Source organism: bacterium, from assembly GCA_016708025.1.
Lineage (GTDB): Bacteria > Zixibacteria > MSB-5A5 > GN15 > FEB-12 > FEB-12.
The window spans coordinates 56,387-75,168 of record JADJGQ010000004.1 but is presented as its reverse complement, the minus strand read 5'-3'; the positions used below and the strand labels follow the sequence as shown (position 1 = coordinate 75,168).

At 54.4% G+C, this 18,782-nt stretch carries 17 protein-coding genes; 5 read left to right on the top strand and 12 right to left on the bottom strand.

The genetic code is table 11. The features are described 5' to 3' along the window. Positions 1-3: 3 nt before the first annotated feature. The 3 genes from IPH75_13725 to IPH75_13715 all read right to left on the bottom strand — a co-directional run bounded on the left by IPH75_13725 (position 4) and on the right by IPH75_13715 (position 4,502). On the bottom strand, positions 4-1,605 hold the full coding sequence (locus tag IPH75_13725; GenBank protein ID MBK7143128.1) for a 2,3-bisphosphoglycerate-independent phosphoglycerate mutase: 1,602 nt from the start codon (positions 1,603-1,605) through the stop codon (positions 4-6). A 3-nt stretch (positions 1,606-1,608) separates the two neighbouring features. Then, positions 1,609-2,658, bottom strand: a complete 1,050-nt coding sequence (locus IPH75_13720; GenBank protein ID MBK7143127.1) for a phosphoribosylformylglycinamidine cyclo-ligase — start codon at positions 2,656-2,658, stop codon at positions 1,609-1,611. A gap of 971 nt (positions 2,659-3,629) precedes the next feature. Then, on the bottom strand, positions 3,630-4,502 hold the full coding sequence (locus IPH75_13715) for a hypothetical protein (protein MBK7143126.1): 873 nt from the start codon (positions 4,500-4,502) through the stop codon (positions 3,630-3,632). 255 nt (positions 4,503-4,757) lie between these two features. Between IPH75_13715 and IPH75_13710 the strand changes: the two genes are divergently transcribed. From IPH75_13710 to IPH75_13700, 3 genes are all read left to right on the top strand, one after another. Then, complete coding sequence (locus IPH75_13710; GenBank protein ID MBK7143125.1) at positions 4,758-5,456, top strand: pirin family protein; 699 nt, start codon at positions 4,758-4,760, stop codon at positions 5,454-5,456. 435 nt (positions 5,457-5,891) lie between these two features. Then, positions 5,892-6,350 (top strand): hypothetical protein, encoded by a 459-nt coding sequence (locus IPH75_13705; GenBank protein ID MBK7143124.1) that lies wholly within the window; start codon positions 5,892-5,894, stop codon positions 6,348-6,350. Positions 6,351-6,498: 148 nt separating this feature from the next. Further along, on the top strand, positions 6,499-7,899 hold the full coding sequence (locus tag IPH75_13700) for a sigma-54-dependent Fis family transcriptional regulator (protein MBK7143123.1): 1,401 nt from the start codon (positions 6,499-6,501) through the stop codon (positions 7,897-7,899). Positions 7,900-8,035: 136 nt separating this feature from the next. Here IPH75_13700 and IPH75_13695 read toward each other — a convergent pair whose 3' ends face one another. Beyond that, the gene (locus tag IPH75_13695) at positions 8,036-8,455 is read right to left on the bottom strand and encodes a DUF1801 domain-containing protein (protein ID MBK7143122.1); all 420 of its coding nucleotides are present in this window, start codon (positions 8,453-8,455) and stop codon (positions 8,036-8,038) included. Between the two features lie 11 nt (positions 8,456-8,466). Further along, positions 8,467-8,904 (bottom strand): DUF1801 domain-containing protein, encoded by a 438-nt coding sequence (locus IPH75_13690; protein ID MBK7143121.1) that lies wholly within the window; start codon positions 8,902-8,904, stop codon positions 8,467-8,469. A gap of 357 nt (positions 8,905-9,261) precedes the next feature. Between IPH75_13690 and IPH75_13685 the strand changes: the two genes are divergently transcribed. Further along, a complete protein-coding gene (locus IPH75_13685; protein MBK7143120.1) occupies positions 9,262-9,780 on the top strand; it encodes an HNH endonuclease in 519 nt (172 codons plus the stop codon). Between the two features lie 123 nt (positions 9,781-9,903). Here IPH75_13685 and IPH75_13680 read toward each other — a convergent pair whose 3' ends face one another. The 3 genes from IPH75_13680 to IPH75_13670 all read right to left on the bottom strand — a co-directional run bounded on the left by IPH75_13680 (position 9,904) and on the right by IPH75_13670 (position 11,922). Beyond that, positions 9,904-10,350: a MarR family transcriptional regulator gene (locus tag IPH75_13680; protein ID MBK7143119.1), complete on the bottom strand. Its 447-nt coding sequence runs from the start codon at positions 10,348-10,350 to the stop codon at positions 9,904-9,906. Positions 10,351-10,563: 213 nt separating this feature from the next. Next, complete coding sequence (locus IPH75_13675) at positions 10,564-11,109, bottom strand: hypothetical protein (GenBank protein MBK7143118.1); 546 nt, start codon at positions 11,107-11,109, stop codon at positions 10,564-10,566. A 30-nt stretch (positions 11,110-11,139) separates the two neighbouring features. Beyond that, positions 11,140-11,922: a CPBP family intramembrane metalloprotease gene (locus IPH75_13670; protein ID MBK7143117.1), complete on the bottom strand. Its 783-nt coding sequence runs from the start codon at positions 11,920-11,922 to the stop codon at positions 11,140-11,142. A gap of 701 nt (positions 11,923-12,623) precedes the next feature. Here IPH75_13670 and IPH75_13665 point away from each other — a divergent pair. Beyond that, entirely contained in the window at positions 12,624-13,583 is a 960-nt protein-coding gene (locus tag IPH75_13665; protein ID MBK7143116.1) for a hypothetical protein, read from the top strand. A gap of 664 nt (positions 13,584-14,247) precedes the next feature. Here the strand turns inward: IPH75_13665 and IPH75_13660 are convergent. Genes IPH75_13660 through metG form a run of 4 tightly spaced genes read right to left on the bottom strand, consistent with a single transcriptional unit; the run spans position 14,248 to position 18,769 of the window. Continuing rightward, positions 14,248-15,243: an RluA family pseudouridine synthase gene (locus IPH75_13660; protein MBK7143115.1), complete on the bottom strand. Its 996-nt coding sequence runs from the start codon at positions 15,241-15,243 to the stop codon at positions 14,248-14,250. After that, positions 15,236-16,045 carry a ribosomal RNA small subunit methyltransferase A gene (gene rsmA, locus IPH75_13655; protein MBK7143114.1) on the bottom strand — a complete coding sequence of 270 codons (810 nt, stop codon included), beginning with the start codon at positions 16,043-16,045 and terminating at the stop codon, positions 15,236-15,238. The genes IPH75_13660 and rsmA overlap by 8 nt, the downstream gene beginning before the upstream one ends. Before the next feature lies 1 nt (position 16,046). Then, positions 16,047-16,823, bottom strand: coding sequence for a TatD family hydrolase (locus IPH75_13650; GenBank protein MBK7143113.1), 777 nt, complete (start codon positions 16,821-16,823; stop codon positions 16,047-16,049). Continuing rightward, positions 16,823-18,769: a methionine--tRNA ligase gene (metG, locus tag IPH75_13645; GenBank protein MBK7143112.1), complete on the bottom strand. Its 1,947-nt coding sequence runs from the start codon at positions 18,767-18,769 to the stop codon at positions 16,823-16,825. Before metG ends, IPH75_13650 begins: the two co-directional genes overlap by 1 nt. Between the last annotated feature and the right edge of the window lie 13 nt (positions 18,770-18,782).

Here is an 18,782-nt window from a genome sequence, read left to right as displayed (position 1 = left end):
GTCCTAACCTCTGATGATAAGTGACTTGCCCGTCATTTCCTTTGGCTGCGGCAGCCCCATCATATCGAGTACCGTTGGCGCGACATCGGCCAAAATCCCCCCGTCGCGAAGTTTTATCGCCGGACCCTGTGTCGTCTGGTCGAACGGCATTAGCACGCCGCCATCTCCAACCGGCCGATTCCCCAATTGCCCGGTCGGATCATACAGAATGCACGGCACCAGATTCGTCGTGTGTGCCGTCCAGGGTCCACCCGTCGCCGGATCGATCATCATTTCGGCATTCCCGTGATCGGCAGTAACGATCGCCACTCCATTCGCCGCCCGTACCGCCTCCAGCAGTCGACCCAATTGCTGGTCAACCGCCTCCACTGCTGTCTTGGCCGCCTGGAATGACCCGGTATGCCCAACCATATCGCAGTTCGCGTAATTGACCAACACAAAGCCATACTGCCCCGACTGTATCCGTCGAATGCAGTTGTCCGTCACCTCGGCCGCCGACATCTCCGGCTGAAGATCATACGTCGCCACTTTCGGCGATGCGATCATATCCCGATCCTCACCCGTATACGGATCCTCGATGCCGCCGTTGAAGAAAAACGTCACGTGCGCATACTTCTCGGTCTCCGCCGTCCGTAACTGCTTCACCCCATGTTTCGACAGCACCGCGCCGAGGATATTCCGAAGTCTGATCGGGTGAAACGCCACTTTCGCTTCGAACATCTTGGCATCGAAATTGGTCATCGTGATCAATTCGATCTTCGGCGAGTTCGAGTGCGGATACCCCTTGATCTCATGCCCTAACAGCATGTACGAAAGTTGACGGGCACGGTCCGACCGGAAATTGAACATGATCGCCACATCCCGTTCCCGCACTCTGCCGATCTCCGTATCCCCCAGATCGATCACCGCCGGAATGACGAACTCATCCGTCACTTTGTTGATATACGAGGCTTGCAGACAGGCGATCGGGTCGGGGAATTTCGGCCCCTCGCCATACATGATCGCACGATACGCCTTGTCGGTTCTTTCCCAGCGACGGTCACGGTCCATCCCGTAATATCGCCCGCCGATCGTCGAGAACTTCCCTAATCCTATCTCTTTGAATTTTGCCAGGATCTCGCTGACATATTTCTGCCCCGAGGTTGGCGGCGTGTCGCGCCCATCGGTGAACGCGTGCAGATAAAGATGCTCCACCCCTTTATGCTTCGCCATCTCGGTCAGCGCATACAGATGTTTCAGCGAGGAATGCACACACCCATCCGAGATCAACCCGAACAGATGGACCGCTTTCCCTTCCTGCGCCACCCGCTCCATAGCGGCGGCGAAAACTTCGTTATCGAAAAAGTCGCCGTCTTCGATCGCCTTGTCGATCCGCGTCACATCCTGATAGACCACTCTGCCGGCGCCGAGATTGAGATGCCCTACCTCGCTATTCCCCATCTGTCCGACTGGAAGTCCTACCGATGGTCCCGAACCGTCGATTTTGGTGAACGCACAATTCTTCAGCAGTCGCTGATAGGTCGGCTTGTTGGCAGCCGCTACCGCGTTATCCGGGGTCGATTCACGAAGTCCGAATCCGTCAAGTATGCAGAGTAGTACCAGCATCGTTTATATCAGTCTGACTTTTTTCTCGCCGGGGACGATCTCCCCGATCCGGTACGCGGTTTCACCCGCCTGAGCTAAACTATCCATTATACTATCGGCTTCCGATGGCTTCACTACCAGTACGTACCCGATCCCCATATTAAACGCGGAATATATATCGTTTTCGTCCAGATTCCCCACTCTTCCGAGATAACTGCAGAGCGGAAGAATCGGCCAACTCCCCTTCGTGATCGAGGCATCGCACCCTTCCGGCAATATCCGGTTCAGATTCCCCGGTAACCCTCCGCCCGTGATATGCGCCATGCCGTGAATATCATACTTTTCAATCAGCGGGAAGATCAGCGGCGCGTAGCAGCGATGAACTTTCATCAATGCTTCGGCGATTGTCATCTTCAGTTCCGGCACAAAGTCATCGACTTTATGCCCGGCGATATCAAACGCCACCTTGCGCGCCAGACTATATCCATTCGTATGCAGCCCATTTGAGGCCAGCCCGATACAAACATCCCCGATCTTGATCGTCGAGCCGTTGATCACCTTCTTCTGGTCGACCATCCCGACAATAAACCCGGCGATATCATACTCACCCGCCTGATAGAAATCCGGCATTTCGGCGGTCTCGCCACCGATCAGCGCCATGCCGGCATTCGTGCAGCCGCGCGCCAGACCGGCGACAATATCCGCCACCGTCGTGACATCCAGTTTCCCGGTCGCGATATAGTCCAGAAAGAACAATCCGCGTGCGCCATGTACCAGGATATCATTGACGCAGTGATTGACCAGATCTTCGCCGACCGTGTCATGTTTGCCGGTCATGAAGGCGAGTTTGAGCTTGGTTCCGACACCGTCGGCAGATGAGATCAGTACCGGCTCGGCGATACCGGTGAGCGGGAGTTTATAGAAGCCGCCGAATGATCCGATTTCGGAGAGGACATTGGGGCCGAAAGTAGCTTTGGCCAGTTTTTTGATGCGCTGGACGGCTTCTTCGCCGGCCTTAACATCAACGCCCGCTTGGGCGTAGGTCATTTTCTTGGGTGTGGATTGGTCAGCCATAGCCCGCAATCTACCGTGCGAACCACCCTAAGTCAACATCGGATAGAGGGATGGGTTGGGACTTCAACGGTGGGGTCTGAGGTCAATTCGGCGGCGGCCTTCACAGCAGAGGATTACGAGATGTTCCCCGCCTCATTCCGCGTAGGCGGGAATCCAGTTCTCTCTTGGCGCACATTTTCCTGCAAACGTTCCGTCAGGTCCCCCGCCTGCGCGAGGGCAAGCCTAGCGCTCGCCAGATTTCTCAACCGCGCTCTTGCTTCTCAATCACGCGAGCGCGAGACCTGACGGTCCGGACATTCTTTCATCTCAACCACCAATCGTGGACCATGCACCGCATCATTCCGCGCAGGCGGGAATCCAGTTCTCTTGTAGGTCTGCACTCAGCGGTCATCAGATAAGACCAGCCGCTCGATTTCAACCTACAAACGTGGACCATGCACCGCCTCATTCCGCGTAGGCGGGAATCCAGTTTTCTCGTAGGTCGGGTTGAGCGGATTCTCCACCTCCGCCCTGATTCTCCACCAGCGAACACAGCGAAACCCGACATTCGCACTAAGGCCAAACGACCGTCACATCATTCCGTCCATGCGATAGCAGAAATCTCTGTTCTTTGAACTCACCGGTCGACGTATCTCGCACATGGATTGTAACGGAATCGGAGAAGAGAAATTGCGTACCGTGGAATGGATATATTGTGTCTCCCACCCACATAGGCGGTAAATCAAACAAGCCCGGAAAAAGCCGGATATCGCTAACTACCACTCCGCCACTGAAATCTGTCTGCCCCACAACCGTCCGCTCAGGATTATCCGTCCAAAAGACTCCGAAAGACGTATCTCTCACAACCAAATCCTCAGCCTCGACCACTTCCATTTCGAAGCGGTACACGGTGGAAAAGAGTGAATCCGGCCTCCAATTAACAGGCCAATTTGGTCCGATGTAGAGGACCGTATCAAATACTTGCTGGCCGATCAGGTCGAATATTCTGATTTGGGCTGACCGAGGATCTCGTTGAACAGCCTATAAACAACTACACTGTCGGACAAATCAGTGTCCCAGGCGTTGATGCTAAAGTGATGAGCCACCCGCGTCAAACGCAATGGCTGTCCAAAATGACCCGCCGCATCAATCGAGTGAAGCGTGCCGTAACCCTGTACCACGTCCCCTTCAAATCCGCTGTTGCTCCATACGAGCGCATAGTAAAAGCTTGAATCGTAGCCGTAGGTTATGTCAATGTCTCTATTGTGTCCCCTGTAGACGATCTGCGGCCAACCGAAGCCCGGTTTCTCGTATGTAAGGAGAAGTGCCCACACCTCGAATGGATACGGGAATGAAATGACGCCGGTAGATTCATCGTAGAGGTAGTCCACCTCACCATATCTTAACGTACGACCGTCAGGAATACCTGGATAATTGAACCGTAGAAACACATATTCAAAATCGGCTACCGTAATACCTTTAGTCGCTGGCACCACATCTCCAGATCGCTCTATGCAGTCCAATTGCTCATCAGTTAGAGTGCTGGGCATTCTTGCCATGTAGTACATCATGTTGTCTGTGTCCCAGGACGTGAAGGCCCCTCCATCACAGTCCACATCGCCGTACAGGTGCGTGTCGTCCATTTGTAACGGAGCGGCGGCACTGGACGACTCGGGATTAAGGACCACCGTATCCGTCCAGGTACTTACCAAAAGGCCCTCCACCGGCGCCCCACTCGAATCAACCACCGCGATTTTCAACTCAAACGATTCCTCCGGAACCGGTTTGGTGGGACTGTCATCACCGCAGCCAAATGTCAAACAGAGCATTACTATGATTGTGATTTGGAACCAGCGAGACAGCATCGGAACACTCCCCGATAGATGCGGACGGTTAGTACAACTTGTGGCGTAACATAGATAACCAGGGCGAATTTGTCAATCCCCCCCTCCCTCTCCCTCATCCGGCGCTCTGCGCCACCTTCTCCCATTGGGAGAAGGGAAATTCCCCTCTCCCCCCGGGAGAGGGTGCCCCGAAGGGGCGGGTGAGGGTCCCCGGGAACTACTTTAACATTAAACTGTTCTACCTCTCAGAAAACAGTAACCCAAACGAGGTAGACCATGATCACGATTCGCAAATCCGAAGATCGCGGGCACGCCAACTACGGATGGCTCGACACCAAATACAGCTTTTCGTTCTCCGGCTATTACGACCCGCGCCACATGCACTTCCGCACCCTGCGGGTCATCAACGAGGACAAAGTCGCCGGCGGCGGTGGCTTCCCGGAACATGACCATGACAACATGGAGATCATTACGTATGTCCTCTCCGGCTCGCTGGAACATGGCGACTCGATGGGGAATGGTTCGGTGATCGAGCGCGGCGATGTTCAGCGGATGTCTGCCGGCAGCGGTATCACCCACAGCGAGTTCAACCACTCGCCGAAAACGCCGGTGAAGCTCCTGCAGATCTGGCTGTTTCCTGAGACCAAGGATATTGAGCCGAGCTACGAGCAAAAGCATTTTTCCGATGACGACAAGCGGAATCAACTTCGCGAGATCGTCTCCGGCTCGCCGACCGACGGAGCAATGAAAATGCACCAGGATGCTACGATGTATGCATCAATTCTGGAGTCCGGCCAGACCGTCACACATACGCTGGCGCCGGGCCGCTTCGGATGGCTGCAACTGATATCGGGAAGTCTGACATTGAACGATGTTGTATTGCAGGCCGGCGATGCCGCCGCGGTGAGCGAAGAATCTCTGCTTACTATCACCGCCAGTGATACCGCAGAGTTCCTCCTCTTCGACCTGGCGTAGAAACTAATTCTGTAACTTGAGCGGCAGACGTCCCCGTCTGCCCTGCACCGTTTGAGCGGCAGACGTCCCCGTCTGCTCTACAACAGAAAGTGCGAAAGGGTCGGGCAGAGCAGGAGCTCTGCCGCGCAAGTTTGTCCAAACACGAACCAGTAATTGAGCGGCAGACGTCCTCGTCTGCCGCTTTTCCTCAATGAAATTTTGGCCCCTCCCCCCTCTATTTCGCTCAAATATTATCTACTCATTCCCTCCCCGCAATCACATCACACGCATTCTACCCGTCAATCGTCAACCATGTTCCGACTTTTCGAACTGAACTGCGTATAATCTCAAAACTGATGAACAACCTACTCCAACCATTGAGCGGCAAACCTTCCCGTCTGCCGCTGTCAAACTTCTATTGTTGACATCCCCACTCTTTCTTTGCATACCTGCTATATGAACTACCGGACACTGCTGGCATTCGCTTCGCTGATGATCGCACTTTTCGCGGGTTGTCGCCCGTACGACGAGGGCGTCACTGAGGCTCCTCGCGCTCCTTCCGGCGGCGCCGGCAAATGGCAGACCGTCTGGGTCGACCCGCAGATCCTCGAATCCGGAAAAAACTTCACCCTCATCCGCTCCTCGCGCCTTGATTCCGTCGCGGTCGAGAAAAATATCGACTACACTCCCGGCAATACACCCTCCGTTACGTTTCATATCGAAACAGCCTGCAATACCACGATCGAATTGCTCGACTCCAAAGACCGACGGATCAGCCATCTCTTCTCCAAACGCCTCGGCGAGGGACATTACAAGGTCAGTTTCGACGAACGCGGCGTATCGCCCGGCGTCTACAGTTTGCGCGCAAATTACTGCGGACGGTCCGCCAAGAAGACCTTCGCCATCACCCGCTAACTCCTTCATTCCATTCTTTTTCAGTTTATCTGACAATTTCCTCACCGTTGCACTCGACTGGTGTCGGATTTCGCCGATATATGGGGTAAATCCCCCTTTCGGGGGAACGACTGAAGTGGAGTTTGAGGAACCGGACGAGGAGTAACTGATGCCTACTATATTAGTAGTAGACGATAAAGATTCGATGCGCAACATGCTGACCCAAACCCTCACCGAAGAAGGTTATCGGGTCGATGCTGCTGAGGATGGCAAAAAGGCGCTTGATCTCGTCAGGAACAAGTCATACGACCTGGTCCTGACCGATCTCAAGATGCCGACGATCGATGGCCTCGAAGTGCTCAGCGGGGTCAAGGAGATCGACGAAGAGACTTCCGTCATCGTTATGACCGCCTATGGCACGATCGAGGATGCCGTCAACGCTATGAAGCGCGGCGCTTACGATTTTATCACCAAACCGTTCGACACCGAACATCTCTGTGTCCTGGTCAATCGGGCGCTGGAGAATCGACGCATGGTCGCGGAAAATACACTGCTCCGCGAAGAGCTGCTCTCCGGCCATGGCCTCGACAATATCATTGGCAAAAACGAATCGATGAAAGAACTTTCGGTCCTGGTGCAGAAAGTCGCCAAGTCCGATGCTTCCGTTTTATTGCAAGGCGAATCCGGCACCGGCAAAGAACTCTTCGCTCGCGCCATCCATTCGCTCTCCAATCGCAAGAATGGCCCCTATATCGCCATCAACTGCGCCGCGATCCCGCACGAACTACTCGAAAACGAATTGTTCGGCTCGGAAAAAGGAGCCTTTACCGGCGCCCATGCCCGCAAGATGGGAAAATTCGAGATCGCCAATGGCGGCACCGTTTTCCTCGATGAGATCGGCGACATGGAGATCTCGTTGCAGGCGAAACTGCTCCGCGTCCTGCAACTGAAAAACTTCGAGCGCCTCGGCGGCACCAAGACTGTCGATGTTGATGTCCGCGTCATTGCCGCCACCAACATGGAACTGCAGGAACTGATCACGCAGAAGCGATTCCGCGAAGATCTCTATTATCGCCTCTCGGTCTTCCCGCTCAATATTCCGCCGCTGCGGGATCGTCGCGATGATGTCTCCGCGCTGGCCGACTTTTTCATCGACAAATATTGCCGCGAACTGAAAAAGCCGCTCAAATCGATGACCCGCGAGGCCCTCTCCCTTATCGAGCGCTACCACTGGCCCGGCAATGTCCGCGAGCTAGAAAATACCATGGAACGCGCGGTGATCCTGGCCGAAGGAAAAAAGATCACGCCGGAACATCTGGCTATCCGCCTCCAGCGAACCGACGAGGTTCAGTTGCGCGATGGCGCCGGATTAAAGGAGATCGGCGCGATGGCTCAGGCGCGCGCAGAGAAATCAACTATCCTGCGCATCCTCAAGCAGGTCCGCGGCAACAAACGGAAATGCGCGCAGATATTGAAGATCGATTACACGACACTGTTCGATAAGATCAAGAAATACGGTATCGAGGAAGAACTGAACGAGCAGTACGCCGCAGTCCGCGACGATAACTAAGTTTTCTTCGTGAGGTTCCACCGGGGGAGACCCGTGGGGGAGATCTGAAACCCGCCATTCGGCGGGTTTTTTATTGGCTTAGATCGTCATTGCGAGGAGCGTAGCGACGAAGCAATCCCCTACATTCAAGCCGCCCCTACTTCCCCGCCGCGTACGCCTTGATCGCCTTCACATTCTGCCCGATCAACTGATCCAGCACCTTCATATCGATATCTTCAAGACTCTTGATATACAAACACCCCTTCCCCGTCTTGTGCTTCCCCAGCTTCTTCATCATCTCGGGTGACTCGCGCTGCGTCAGCACATAAAGCGTCAACGCCGCCTTGCGCGGCGAAAACCCGATTATCAACCACTCCAGCTCCCTTCCCGAGGCATACTTCAGCTTGATATTCCCAAACCCGACAATGCTCGGCCCCCACATCTTCGGTTGCGCCTTGGTATGTTTTTTCATCAGCGCGATGATCTGTTTGCACTCTTTGCGACGGACCGGATCCTCCACCTTGTCGATGAACTCCGCCACGCTCGCTTTGGTCTCTTTGGTTTTCAGCTCTGCCATTGTGCGTGATCCTATTTTGTGAGTTGCTTCTTCGCTTCTGAATAACGCTTCCGATTGATCGCCACTGTCTGAGTCACCAATTCCTCAAGCGCGCTAAAATCAACATCCGCCAGCCGCTTGATATAAAGACAGACCTTTCCGGTTGAGTGCTTCCCCAATCGCTTCATCAGTTCCGGTTTCTCTTTCCCGGTGATGACATACAGCGTCAGGGCTTGTTTGCGCGGCGAGAACCCGATTATCGGCCAATCCAGCACACTGCCATTGGCGTAGGTTAGATTCACCGAACCGAATCCAACGATATACTCTCCCCACATCACCGGCTTCTCCCCGGTGATCCGCTTCATCATTGCCGATATCTTTTTGCAGTCGGCTCGGCGCTGTTCATCGGCGATTGCGTGGATGAACTTGGTCACACTCGCTTTGGTCGGTCTGGTTTTCGGTTCTGCCATTCATCCCTCACTGGTCATGCATTGCCTGGACAGATATGGACAATATACGCCTACGTTACTATTCAGCAAGCCCCCGGTTTTCGAGCGAAGCCCGACCCCATTGCGCGGCAGACCTCCCGGTCTGCCCGACCCTCACTCCTCTCCACACTCAGGGCAGACGAGGACGTCTGCCGCTCAAGCACTACCCTAACCCCTTCCCCTATTATCACTTACCCCACACGCCACTCCACTTTCCTATTGACAATCGCTCATGAATTGACGTTATTACCCGACAATGTAGCTAACGGCGTCCGGCCAATGGTCGGGACTTCCGACCGAGAAACCAGACCGGCTGCCACTGTGTGAGTGCAAGAAGGTATGGAAAGTCCGCTAGTCAGTCGAAATGTTCTGATGTTAAATCAGAACTACGAGCCATTATCCATCTGTTCCGCCCGTCGCGCCATCATTCTCCTTTTCCAGGGCAAAGCTGAAATGATCGAGACCGCGGATGGCCTCAAGCTACGTTCGGTTAATTCCGCCTGGCCGCTCCCTTCGATCGTCCGCCTCTGGTCCTACAAAAAGGTCCCCTACAAACGGATCATGCTGACGCGCAAAAATATCCTCACGCGCGACAGCCACCGTTGCCAGTACTGCGGCATCACCAAGGGGCCGATGACCGTCGACCATATCATCCCGAAAATGCACAAGGGGGCCGATTCCTGGGAAAATCTGGTTTGTGCCTGTGTGAAATGCAACAACCGGAAGGGAGATAGGTCACCGGAACAGGCCGGCATGACTCTGCTGAAACGCCCGACTCGTCCGACCCATATACATTTCATCCAGCGCTATATCGGTGTCTCCGACCATCGCTGGAGGCAATACTTATTTATGGATTGATGATTGTTTGTGAGTTCGCACGACTTTAGATCGATTCCCCTCTCCCTCTGGGAGAGGGTGCCTCGAAGAGGCGGGTGAGGGGACTGCATCACATTGACCCACAACCCGATTTGGGTGCTTCGTCTATCTCCCCAGCCCCAGCTTCTTACACAACTTCGCTAACGTCTTCTGCTCCGCCTGCGATAGCACCGCCATCTCTTTTTCGACTATCGATGCATGCTTCGGGAATATCCGCGCGATCAGCTTCTTCCCGGCATCGGTCAGCGAGATATTCCAGACGCGGCCATCTTTTTCATCCTTCACCCGACGCACCAACGCCGACTTCTCCAGATTGTCGATCACCATTGTGAGATTGCCGGAGGTCTTGAGTATTTTGGCAGCCAGATCCTTCTGGCAAAGTGGCCCGAGATGATAGAGCGCCTCGAGCACGCCGAACTGACTGATCGTCAGCCCCAGCTCATCAAGATATTTGTGAATGCGCGAGGTCGCTGATTCAGTCCCCCGTACTAAGACGGTATATGTCTCCAGCGCCTGCCGCTCCCCCGATTTCAATGCTGCTGCCCGTTTCATAGTAACCTCACTCTCCCCTGCCTGATTATTATAACAATCGGAGAGGGAGAAAGGTTAATGTTAAACTATGAAATGTGAGATTAGGTGGATTGTCATCAACGTTGTCAATGTAGGGCAGGATCCCCGGCCCGAAGGGCTCGGAGCAATCCTGCCACCCCCTGTGCCATGAGCGGCAGACGTCCCCGTCTGCCCGTCCTGTCCCCACTTCTTAAACTACAATCGTCTCCCCGTTTGCCCGACTCGCGCCACCGCCCACCCCATGCACACAAGCCCGGCATTTCGTATCCCGCTGCCGATAGTCTGAAACAGATCGGGAACCGGAAGCAATGCAACAGTTAGATTTATCGTTAAGCCCAGCAGGAACAACCCGGTGGCCCACGTCGGCAGTACACCTGCGCGCATGGTGGCATAACCGAACAGCAGCCCCCCGGCTATCATCAGTCCGCCATGGAAGGTGTAGACCCAGCTCAGGTTTGCCCAGAGTTCTTCGTAGGTGGCTGCATTGTTTGCCAGTGCACTGAGCGTGGAATACGAAAAGTAGATAAAGGCAAATCCATACAGAAGCGCGCCAATCAGACCAATCAAAGAGATGCGTGGATGTTGCACCGCGTACAATCCAATTATCAGCGCAGGAAGTGGCAGGAAGGCGACATAATTGAGCCAGAGCTGTGATGTGGAGAACCCGCCCTGCGCCCACTCGATGACATCGGTCAGCGTATGGAGCGCCGGAAACAGCATGGCGCCACCGGCGATAAGCATTCGAAGTCTATACTCCATCTCTCCTCATTCTCAACTTTGTAGCGGCATCGATTGATTTCGTTTCTGACGATACCAGATCACCGCGAAAATAAGTACCGCTGCCAGACCATAACTCAGCGCATTGCTGTAACCCCGCATTTCGTGACTTGCGGCACCGTTGGTCAGACCGATCGTGTTGACAGCCCCGTGAAAAAGAGTCGCTATCACCACACTCCCGCGACTCCCCAGGGAGAGAAAAGTCAAGATGAGCGAGAGCGATACGGTGTAAGCAATATACGGCAGGAAGGGGCCGCCAAACTGCGGCATACTTGGCATATAGAAAAGCGGAAGATGCCTGAACGCCCAGATCACTCCCAAGATCACGCTGGCGCCAAAGTTCCCAAAGCGAGGGATGAGTCGGGGCAACGCAAATCCTCGCCAGCCAATCTCCTCCCCCGCCACTAAAACGAATACAATCAACCCGAGCACTGAGATCGGTTGAATGACCATCTCACCCTGCGCCCCAAGTAATTGCTCCAGATAACTTCGGAAAACAGTGATTGGCAGTGGAAGAAGCAGCGCCAGCAGGTACCAACCCGGGGGGATGCGCCAGTCGGTCACGCGAGCGTAGAATTCGCGCCTCTCCCTTTGCTTCTCGCATGCTGCGACCACCATCGCCGCAAATGCCGGACCACAGAGCGCGACCAGACTTGCGGGAATGGAGGTCGCCGCCAGGGGGAGCAATGACCAGGTAAAAACGTACGTTAGCACGAAAAAGCTGATGAGGGGATTTTGATCGATCAGTTTCACCAGTAGAGCTGCCGGACCCTTCACGCAATCGCTCCTTTGGGTTTCTGCCCGGCGTGATAATAGTCGCCCATTCAAACAGATTTCGACGATTAAATTAACTGCTCCATCACTATTGTCAAGCCCGCACCACGGGCATTAGCGATTGCATAAGCATTTTTCTTGATATCTTCATCGTCTGCACTGAATTGGTCTATTTGCGCAGCAGACATCACCATCAGCTCGGTAAAATGTTTCGGGCAGAGCAGGAGCTCTGCCGCGCAAAGAAGGATAGGGTATTTTGGAAAAGGTCTGCGTTGAAACGTTCCGTCAGGTCCTAGCGCTCGCCGGACTTCTCAAACTGGACCTCTCATCTCAATCACGCGAGCGCGAGACCTGACGGCTCTTTTCATCTCCGTTAAAGCGTCAGGTCACACTTCGAAGCAGGGCACGGATAACGCGGGATGTGGGAGAAGTTCGTCACTAGGGGCTTCGAAGCAGGACCTGACGCAACGTTCCAAAGAGAGATTGGCTTAAAAATTGGGTATCACCATTTGCGCGGCATACATCCCCGCCTCCCCGTCTCCTCCCCATCTTTTTTGCTTCAATCGTCATTGCGAGGAGCATGCGAACGGAGTGAGCGGTCGACGAAGCAACCCTGTTATCCCTTGACAGGCGCACTGCTTTCTCCCACCTTTGTAGCGGCACATATATTTTTTCCCTATATGGCAAGTCGTGGGGATTAGTTAATGAGGTTATTCTCTTTCAACTATGACAAGTCTCATCAACGGGTGCGTTTGGTGGCGGGTAACGGTGGCCTATTCCGCTTTGCCAAACAATTGAATGAGCTGACCACTGGCCGAAGAGATCATTTCCACTTGTTCACCCCCGACGCTGGCGGGAGCGAACTAACTCCGATTCCGTATCATTCCGACATGCTATTGAACCAGGTCAATGTCTATTCCATCGAAACGAGCAGCTCGAATCTCCCGTCTCTAATTGTAGAAGACGATTGGCTCTTATCTCTATCCATGGGACCACAGGGTTTGGCAGCAATTTTGAAAGCTGTACTGAGTCTCGCTAATGCAGAAACTTCAGAGCTTCTGTGCGAGAACATTGAGTGCGATACAACGTATTCGCAAGGTTTACTCCCCACCCAGCTTCCGGTGTCGTCGCTGCAGATTATTCGACCGGTGCCAGAGCCTGCGGGCAAACTCACTGTCGAAATTGACCGCAAAGACTCACAGGTATTGATTTCAGGTACGATACTTGGCTATGGAAACCTTTGTCAGATATTGACACTTCTCGCCGATGGAGTCATCGGTGAATTTCATCTATGCTCTACCGAGTATGGTCAGGACCAGGATCTGGCTGATTCGTGCAAAAACCCGTCTAACGCAATTGTCAATCTTGTTACGCTACGCGTTGAAGAATCAGTGGACATTCCGGCTCTTGGAGTTTTTCAAATCCCGGTACCGCGGTATTTACATCGCGAAAATTCGGACATGTTAGAGATATCTGGTTCTCGTAGCGGTTTCACAGAATTGCGAAGGAGTCTGTTAAGCGTACTGAATGGACAACAGCAAGTAGTCATTGAAGCGGGTGGGCTCGACCAGCGTTCGTCGGAGTTGAAATCGTCGTTTCGGAAGGATAACCCAGTGCTGGAATTTCGCAGAATTGTTGTTCTCTCCAGTACTTGTGCCCCTTAAGACATAGCCCGCCGCGACTAGTTGCCTGATACCGTCATTGCGAGGAGCATGCGAACGGAGTGAGCGGTCGACGAAGCAACCCCCTACCCCTCCGCGATTTCGAAGCAACCCATCAAACTAAGCTCTTAACTAGTGCTGCGATTGAATGTGCTTTTTCCATGCAGGCCCGTACACTTGCCCCAACTGAATCACCGCACCCTGCCCCCACCTGTACTTGTAAACTCCAACTCTCCGTGGAGCAGGTAATGAGTCCGGAATTCCGATTGCTCCACCGAAGGGAGCATCTTCACCCAACGAATCAAGGTTGAACCTTGTCACAAAGGCGGGGAATTCAACTACCATTCGACGTGAATCAGGGGCTTCTCCATTAAGATACTTCAATCTCCAGTTGCCAGTGTCTTCGAAGACTCGCCCGTCTCTTGATCCAAATAGTCGAGTGTACTTAGAGTCAGGATGAAGAAAGAGGCTGTCGAACTGCCCAGTCTGAAAATTCGCGGAGTACGGACCCCAAAGATCGCTTTCTGAAATTGGGTCAGACTCAGGCACCATTTCACACACCCCGCCTGTGAGTACTCCCCAAACGACCAGCGCAATGAATATGCTTTTGATAGAGTGAATTTGAGATCTCTTAATCATTCGTAACCCCCGTCGACTTGCACACGTCCTACGTCGGCTGACTCCGCAGCAGCGCCAACACCGTCTGATAATCCCCCGGGACCTCCGCCTGAAACAACAACTGCTCTCCCGTCTGCGGATGTTTCAGCGCCAGTTGGCACGCGTGCAATGCCTGGTGATCCAATATCGAGAGCAACTTACGTGCAAGCAGTCGCTCCGGCGCGAATATCCCTCGCACCCATTTCTCCCGCCCGCCATACTCCGGATCCCCCATCACCGGATGTCCCAGATGCGAAAAATGCACGCGTATCTGATGTGTCCGACCCGTTTGCAACCGCACTTCATGCAATTCCACCGAGCGAAACCGCTCCTTGAGTTGATACTCCGTCACCGCCTCGCGCCCAGTCTCAGTCACTGCCATCCGCGTCCGGTCACGTTGCGACCGCCCCACCTTCAGATCGATCTTCCCCGCCGGATTCGGCATATGCCCGCAGACGAGCGCAAGGTACGTCCGCTTGATCTCCCGCGCTTCCAGCATGCGCTGCAGATTCAGCAGCGTCTCTTCCTGCTTGGCGACCAAGAGCAGCCCCGAAGTATTTTTGTCTAGCCGATGGACTATCCCCGGCCGCTCCGCCCCCTGAATTTTGGGAAGCGATTTAAAATGATGCACCAGCGCATTGACCAATGTCCCTGAATAAACTCCTGCCGCCGGATGTGTGATCATGCCGACCGGCTTATTGATCACCGCCAGATACTCATCTTCGTACACAATATCGAGAGCTATCTTCTCGCCGACGACATCGGTCGAGGGCGGCAACGGGATCAGCACCGCGATCGACTCACCACCTTGTATCAGGTACTTGGTCTGCTCGCGCTGTCCATTCACCAGAATCTCCCCGTCCTCGATCAGACGCTGCACCTTGGTGCGCGACAGGGCAAGTTCCGGCTGTGCCGCGATCCAGCTATCCAGCCGTTGCGAGACTGCATCCGCGGGGACAGTCAACGTCACCAGCTTTCTGTCCGGTTTGTCTGACAGTTTATTCATGCGCACCCGGAGATGATGGGATCAGCATTTCACTCAATTTGGCGAACTGCGCGATCGACAGCTCTTCCGCCCGACAGTTCTCAGTCAGGTCGAGTTGAGCCAGGATGATCTTGAGTTTGGTCGCATCGGCGATCAGGTTTGGTACCAGGTTATTGATAAGCGTTTTTCTCCGTTGGGTGAACGAGGCGCGCACCACCTTTTCAAGTTTTTCGATATTGAACTTCGGGATGGTCGGCCACGGCTCCAGTTTGATCACCGCGCTGACCACCTCAGGCGGCGGCGTGAAGGCATGCTGCGGAACATCAAAACAGTAGGTCGCGTCAAAATGCAACTGCGTGAAGATCCCTATCGGCGACCAATCCTTGCTCCCCGGCGAGCCGGTGATGCGCCAGGCCATCTCGCGTTGCACCATGAAAACCGCCATCTGGATCCGGTCATAATAGCGAATGCACCAGTCGATGATCGGTGAGGTGATATTATACGGAAGATTCCCCACCAACAAGAACGACTGGAGTTCATAATCCTCGGGATGAAACGCCAGAAAATCCTTATTGATCAACGTCGCGTTTTTGTACGGATCAAGCAGCCGCTCAAGTGTCCCGATCAGGTCGCGGTCGAACTCGACCGCCCAGAGATTGGCGCCGGACTCCGCCAGCGGCAAGGTCAATACACCACGCCCCGGCCCGACTTCGAGAATCGTCTGCTCTGCTTTCGGACTGATCAGGTCGACCATCCGGCTGACGATCTTCTCCGATGTCAGGAAATGTTGTCCGAGCCGCTTTTTCGCGAAATATGCTGCCATCTTATCCGCCAAAGGTCTCTACCATCCGGTAGAGTTTGCGGCAGGTTCGGTCAGTCACGCGGACCACTTCCGCTTTGGTGATTCCGCGCAGTGTTGCCAGCGCCTCTGCCACCAATGCCACATACGCCGGCGCATTGGTCTTTCCCCGAAACGGCACCGGGGTCAGATAGGGTGAATCTGTCTCGAGAATGATCCTATCCAGCGGCACCTGTTTCGCCATCTCGGCCATTCCCGCTTTCGGAAATGTTATCACGCCGCCGACCGACACCACAAATCCCAGGTCGAATACTTTCGCGGCATCCTCAGCATTGCCGGGAAAACAGTGAAAAACCCCGCCCGGAAGATTTTTGGCGTAAGGCTTGATTATCTCGAGCGTATCTTCAAACGCCTCGCGCGTATGGATCACCACCGGCATCTTGAGTTCGACCGCCAGATCCAACTGCTCGCCAAAAGCCCGCTTCTGCACCGGTCGCGGCGACATATCGCGATAGTAATCCAATCCGATCTCACCGATCGCCTGGATCTTCTCGCGCTTCGCAAGTTCACGGAGTCGTGTCAGCGCCTTTGCATCGCATGTCGTGGCGTCATGCGGATGTATCCCCACTGTCCCGTACACCATCTCATACTTTGCCGCGATCGCCACGACATTTTCCGAGGATTCCATATCCGCGCCGATCGTAACGACGGTATCCACTCCCGACGCTTTTGCCTGCGCCAGGAGCGGCTCTATCTCGTGATTGTATACTCGTGAATCGAGATGACAGTGTGAATCGATCATCAGCCTACTTTGGCGCCGGGCGGTATAACGCCATCCGGCCGAACCAAAACCAGCTTTTTGCCGGACTTGGCCGCCAGCAGCATTCCACGCGACTCCACGCCTCGGATCACCGCCGGTTTCAGGTTCGTCACCACAATGATGTGGGTGCCGATCAACTGCTCGGGAGAATAATACTCCGCCACCCCCGCAATGATCTGTCGCTGCTCGGTGCCGATATCGATCTGCAGTTTCAGTAGTTTATTGGCGCCCTCGACCGGCTCGGCAAACAGCACCTGCGCGACCCGGAGCTCCGCCCTCTGGAAATCGGCGATATCCAGCAGTTTGTCATCGGTCGGCGCAAGGTCCGGCTTTTTCACTTCCGCTTTGTCCGGCGATGCCGATGGTGCGGATGGTGTAAAGGTACCGTCGATACGTGGGAAGATCGGTTGATCGATATTGATCGTCGTTCCCGGGACCAGATCAAAGAACTGGCGCGCATTCCGCAGCGTCAGCGTGCTGTCATCCAGACCCAGCACCCCGCGGATCTCTTTCATCTTTCGCGGCATCACCGGATAGAGGATGATCGAGACGATCCGCAGTACTTCGCAGCAGGCGTATAGTACGCCCCCCTGCTTGTCGGTTTCGCCGGCTTTCCGCAATTGCCAGGGGGCCGAATCGTTGAAAAATTTGTTGGCGGCCCGCACCAGATTGAGGGCGTCCGCGATCGCGTTCGTCAAACGGAAGTGCTTGATATGCGAATACGCTGCATCCGGCAACTGCTCGGACAACAGCATCAATTGATCCAATCCCTCGATATTCCGATACGGCTGCGGCAGTTTACCGTCAAAATCCGCCATCACCATCTTGGTGACGCGCGAGACCAGATTCCCCAGATCATTCGCCAGATCGGAATTGTACTGCGTCACAAACCGCTTCGCCTGTACATCGCCATCGATCCCGAACGGATACTGCGTCAACAGCAAATACCGTGTCCCATCCGGACCGAACTGCTTCACCATATCGTTCGGATCGATCATATTCCCGAGCGACTTCGACATCTTCTCGCCGTCGATCGTAAAGAATCCATGCAGGAAGATCGTCTCCGGCACTTTCAGTCCCGCCGCCATCAGCATCGCCGGCCAATACAGGCAATGGAACTTGAGGATATCCTTCCCCATCAAATGCACGACTTCCCCCTCATTCCACCACTTGTTGAATGACTGAGGATTGTCGCCGTATCCGATACCGGTGATGTAATTAGAGAGCGCATCGACCCAGACATAGGCCACCTGCGTCCGGTCGAACGACAACGGGATCCCCCATTTCACGCGCTCGCGCGAGACGGAGAAATCCGGAACATCCTGTCCGATCAATCCGAGCACTTCGTTGCGGCGCTCTTCCGGAAGGATCTGCAGTTCGCCGCTTTCTATCCGCTCCTTGATCTTCTGCACATAGGCCGAGAGGCGGAAGAAATAGTTTTTCTCGCGAAGTTTCTCCGGCGCCCGCTTATGGTCAGGGCAAAGCCCGTTGACCAGATCCTTTTCGGTCAGAAACTTTTCGCAGCCGGTGCAATACAGCCCTTCGTAGTAACTCGAATAGATGACCTCGCGGCCATCCTCGGTTTTTGCCGCGCGCATCGCATCCAGGATCTTGTGCACGCCGACAATATGCCGCTCTTCGGTCGTCCGGATGAAATGATCGTACTGGATATCAAGATTTTTCCAGGCAGTCTTGAATGTCTGCACGGTCCGATCGCAGAATTCCTGCGGGGTCAATCCGGCCGCGGCCGCCGCTTCGGCGACTTTCGTCCCATGCTCATCCGTTCCGGTCATGAAAAACGCATCGCGCTCTTCCATCCGGTGAAACCGGGTCAGCAGGTCGGCTGCGATGGTCGTATAGGCATGACCGATATGCGGTCGGTCGTTCACGTAGTAGATCGGGGTCGTTATATAGAATGGTTGTGGCACCGTACTGTCTTTC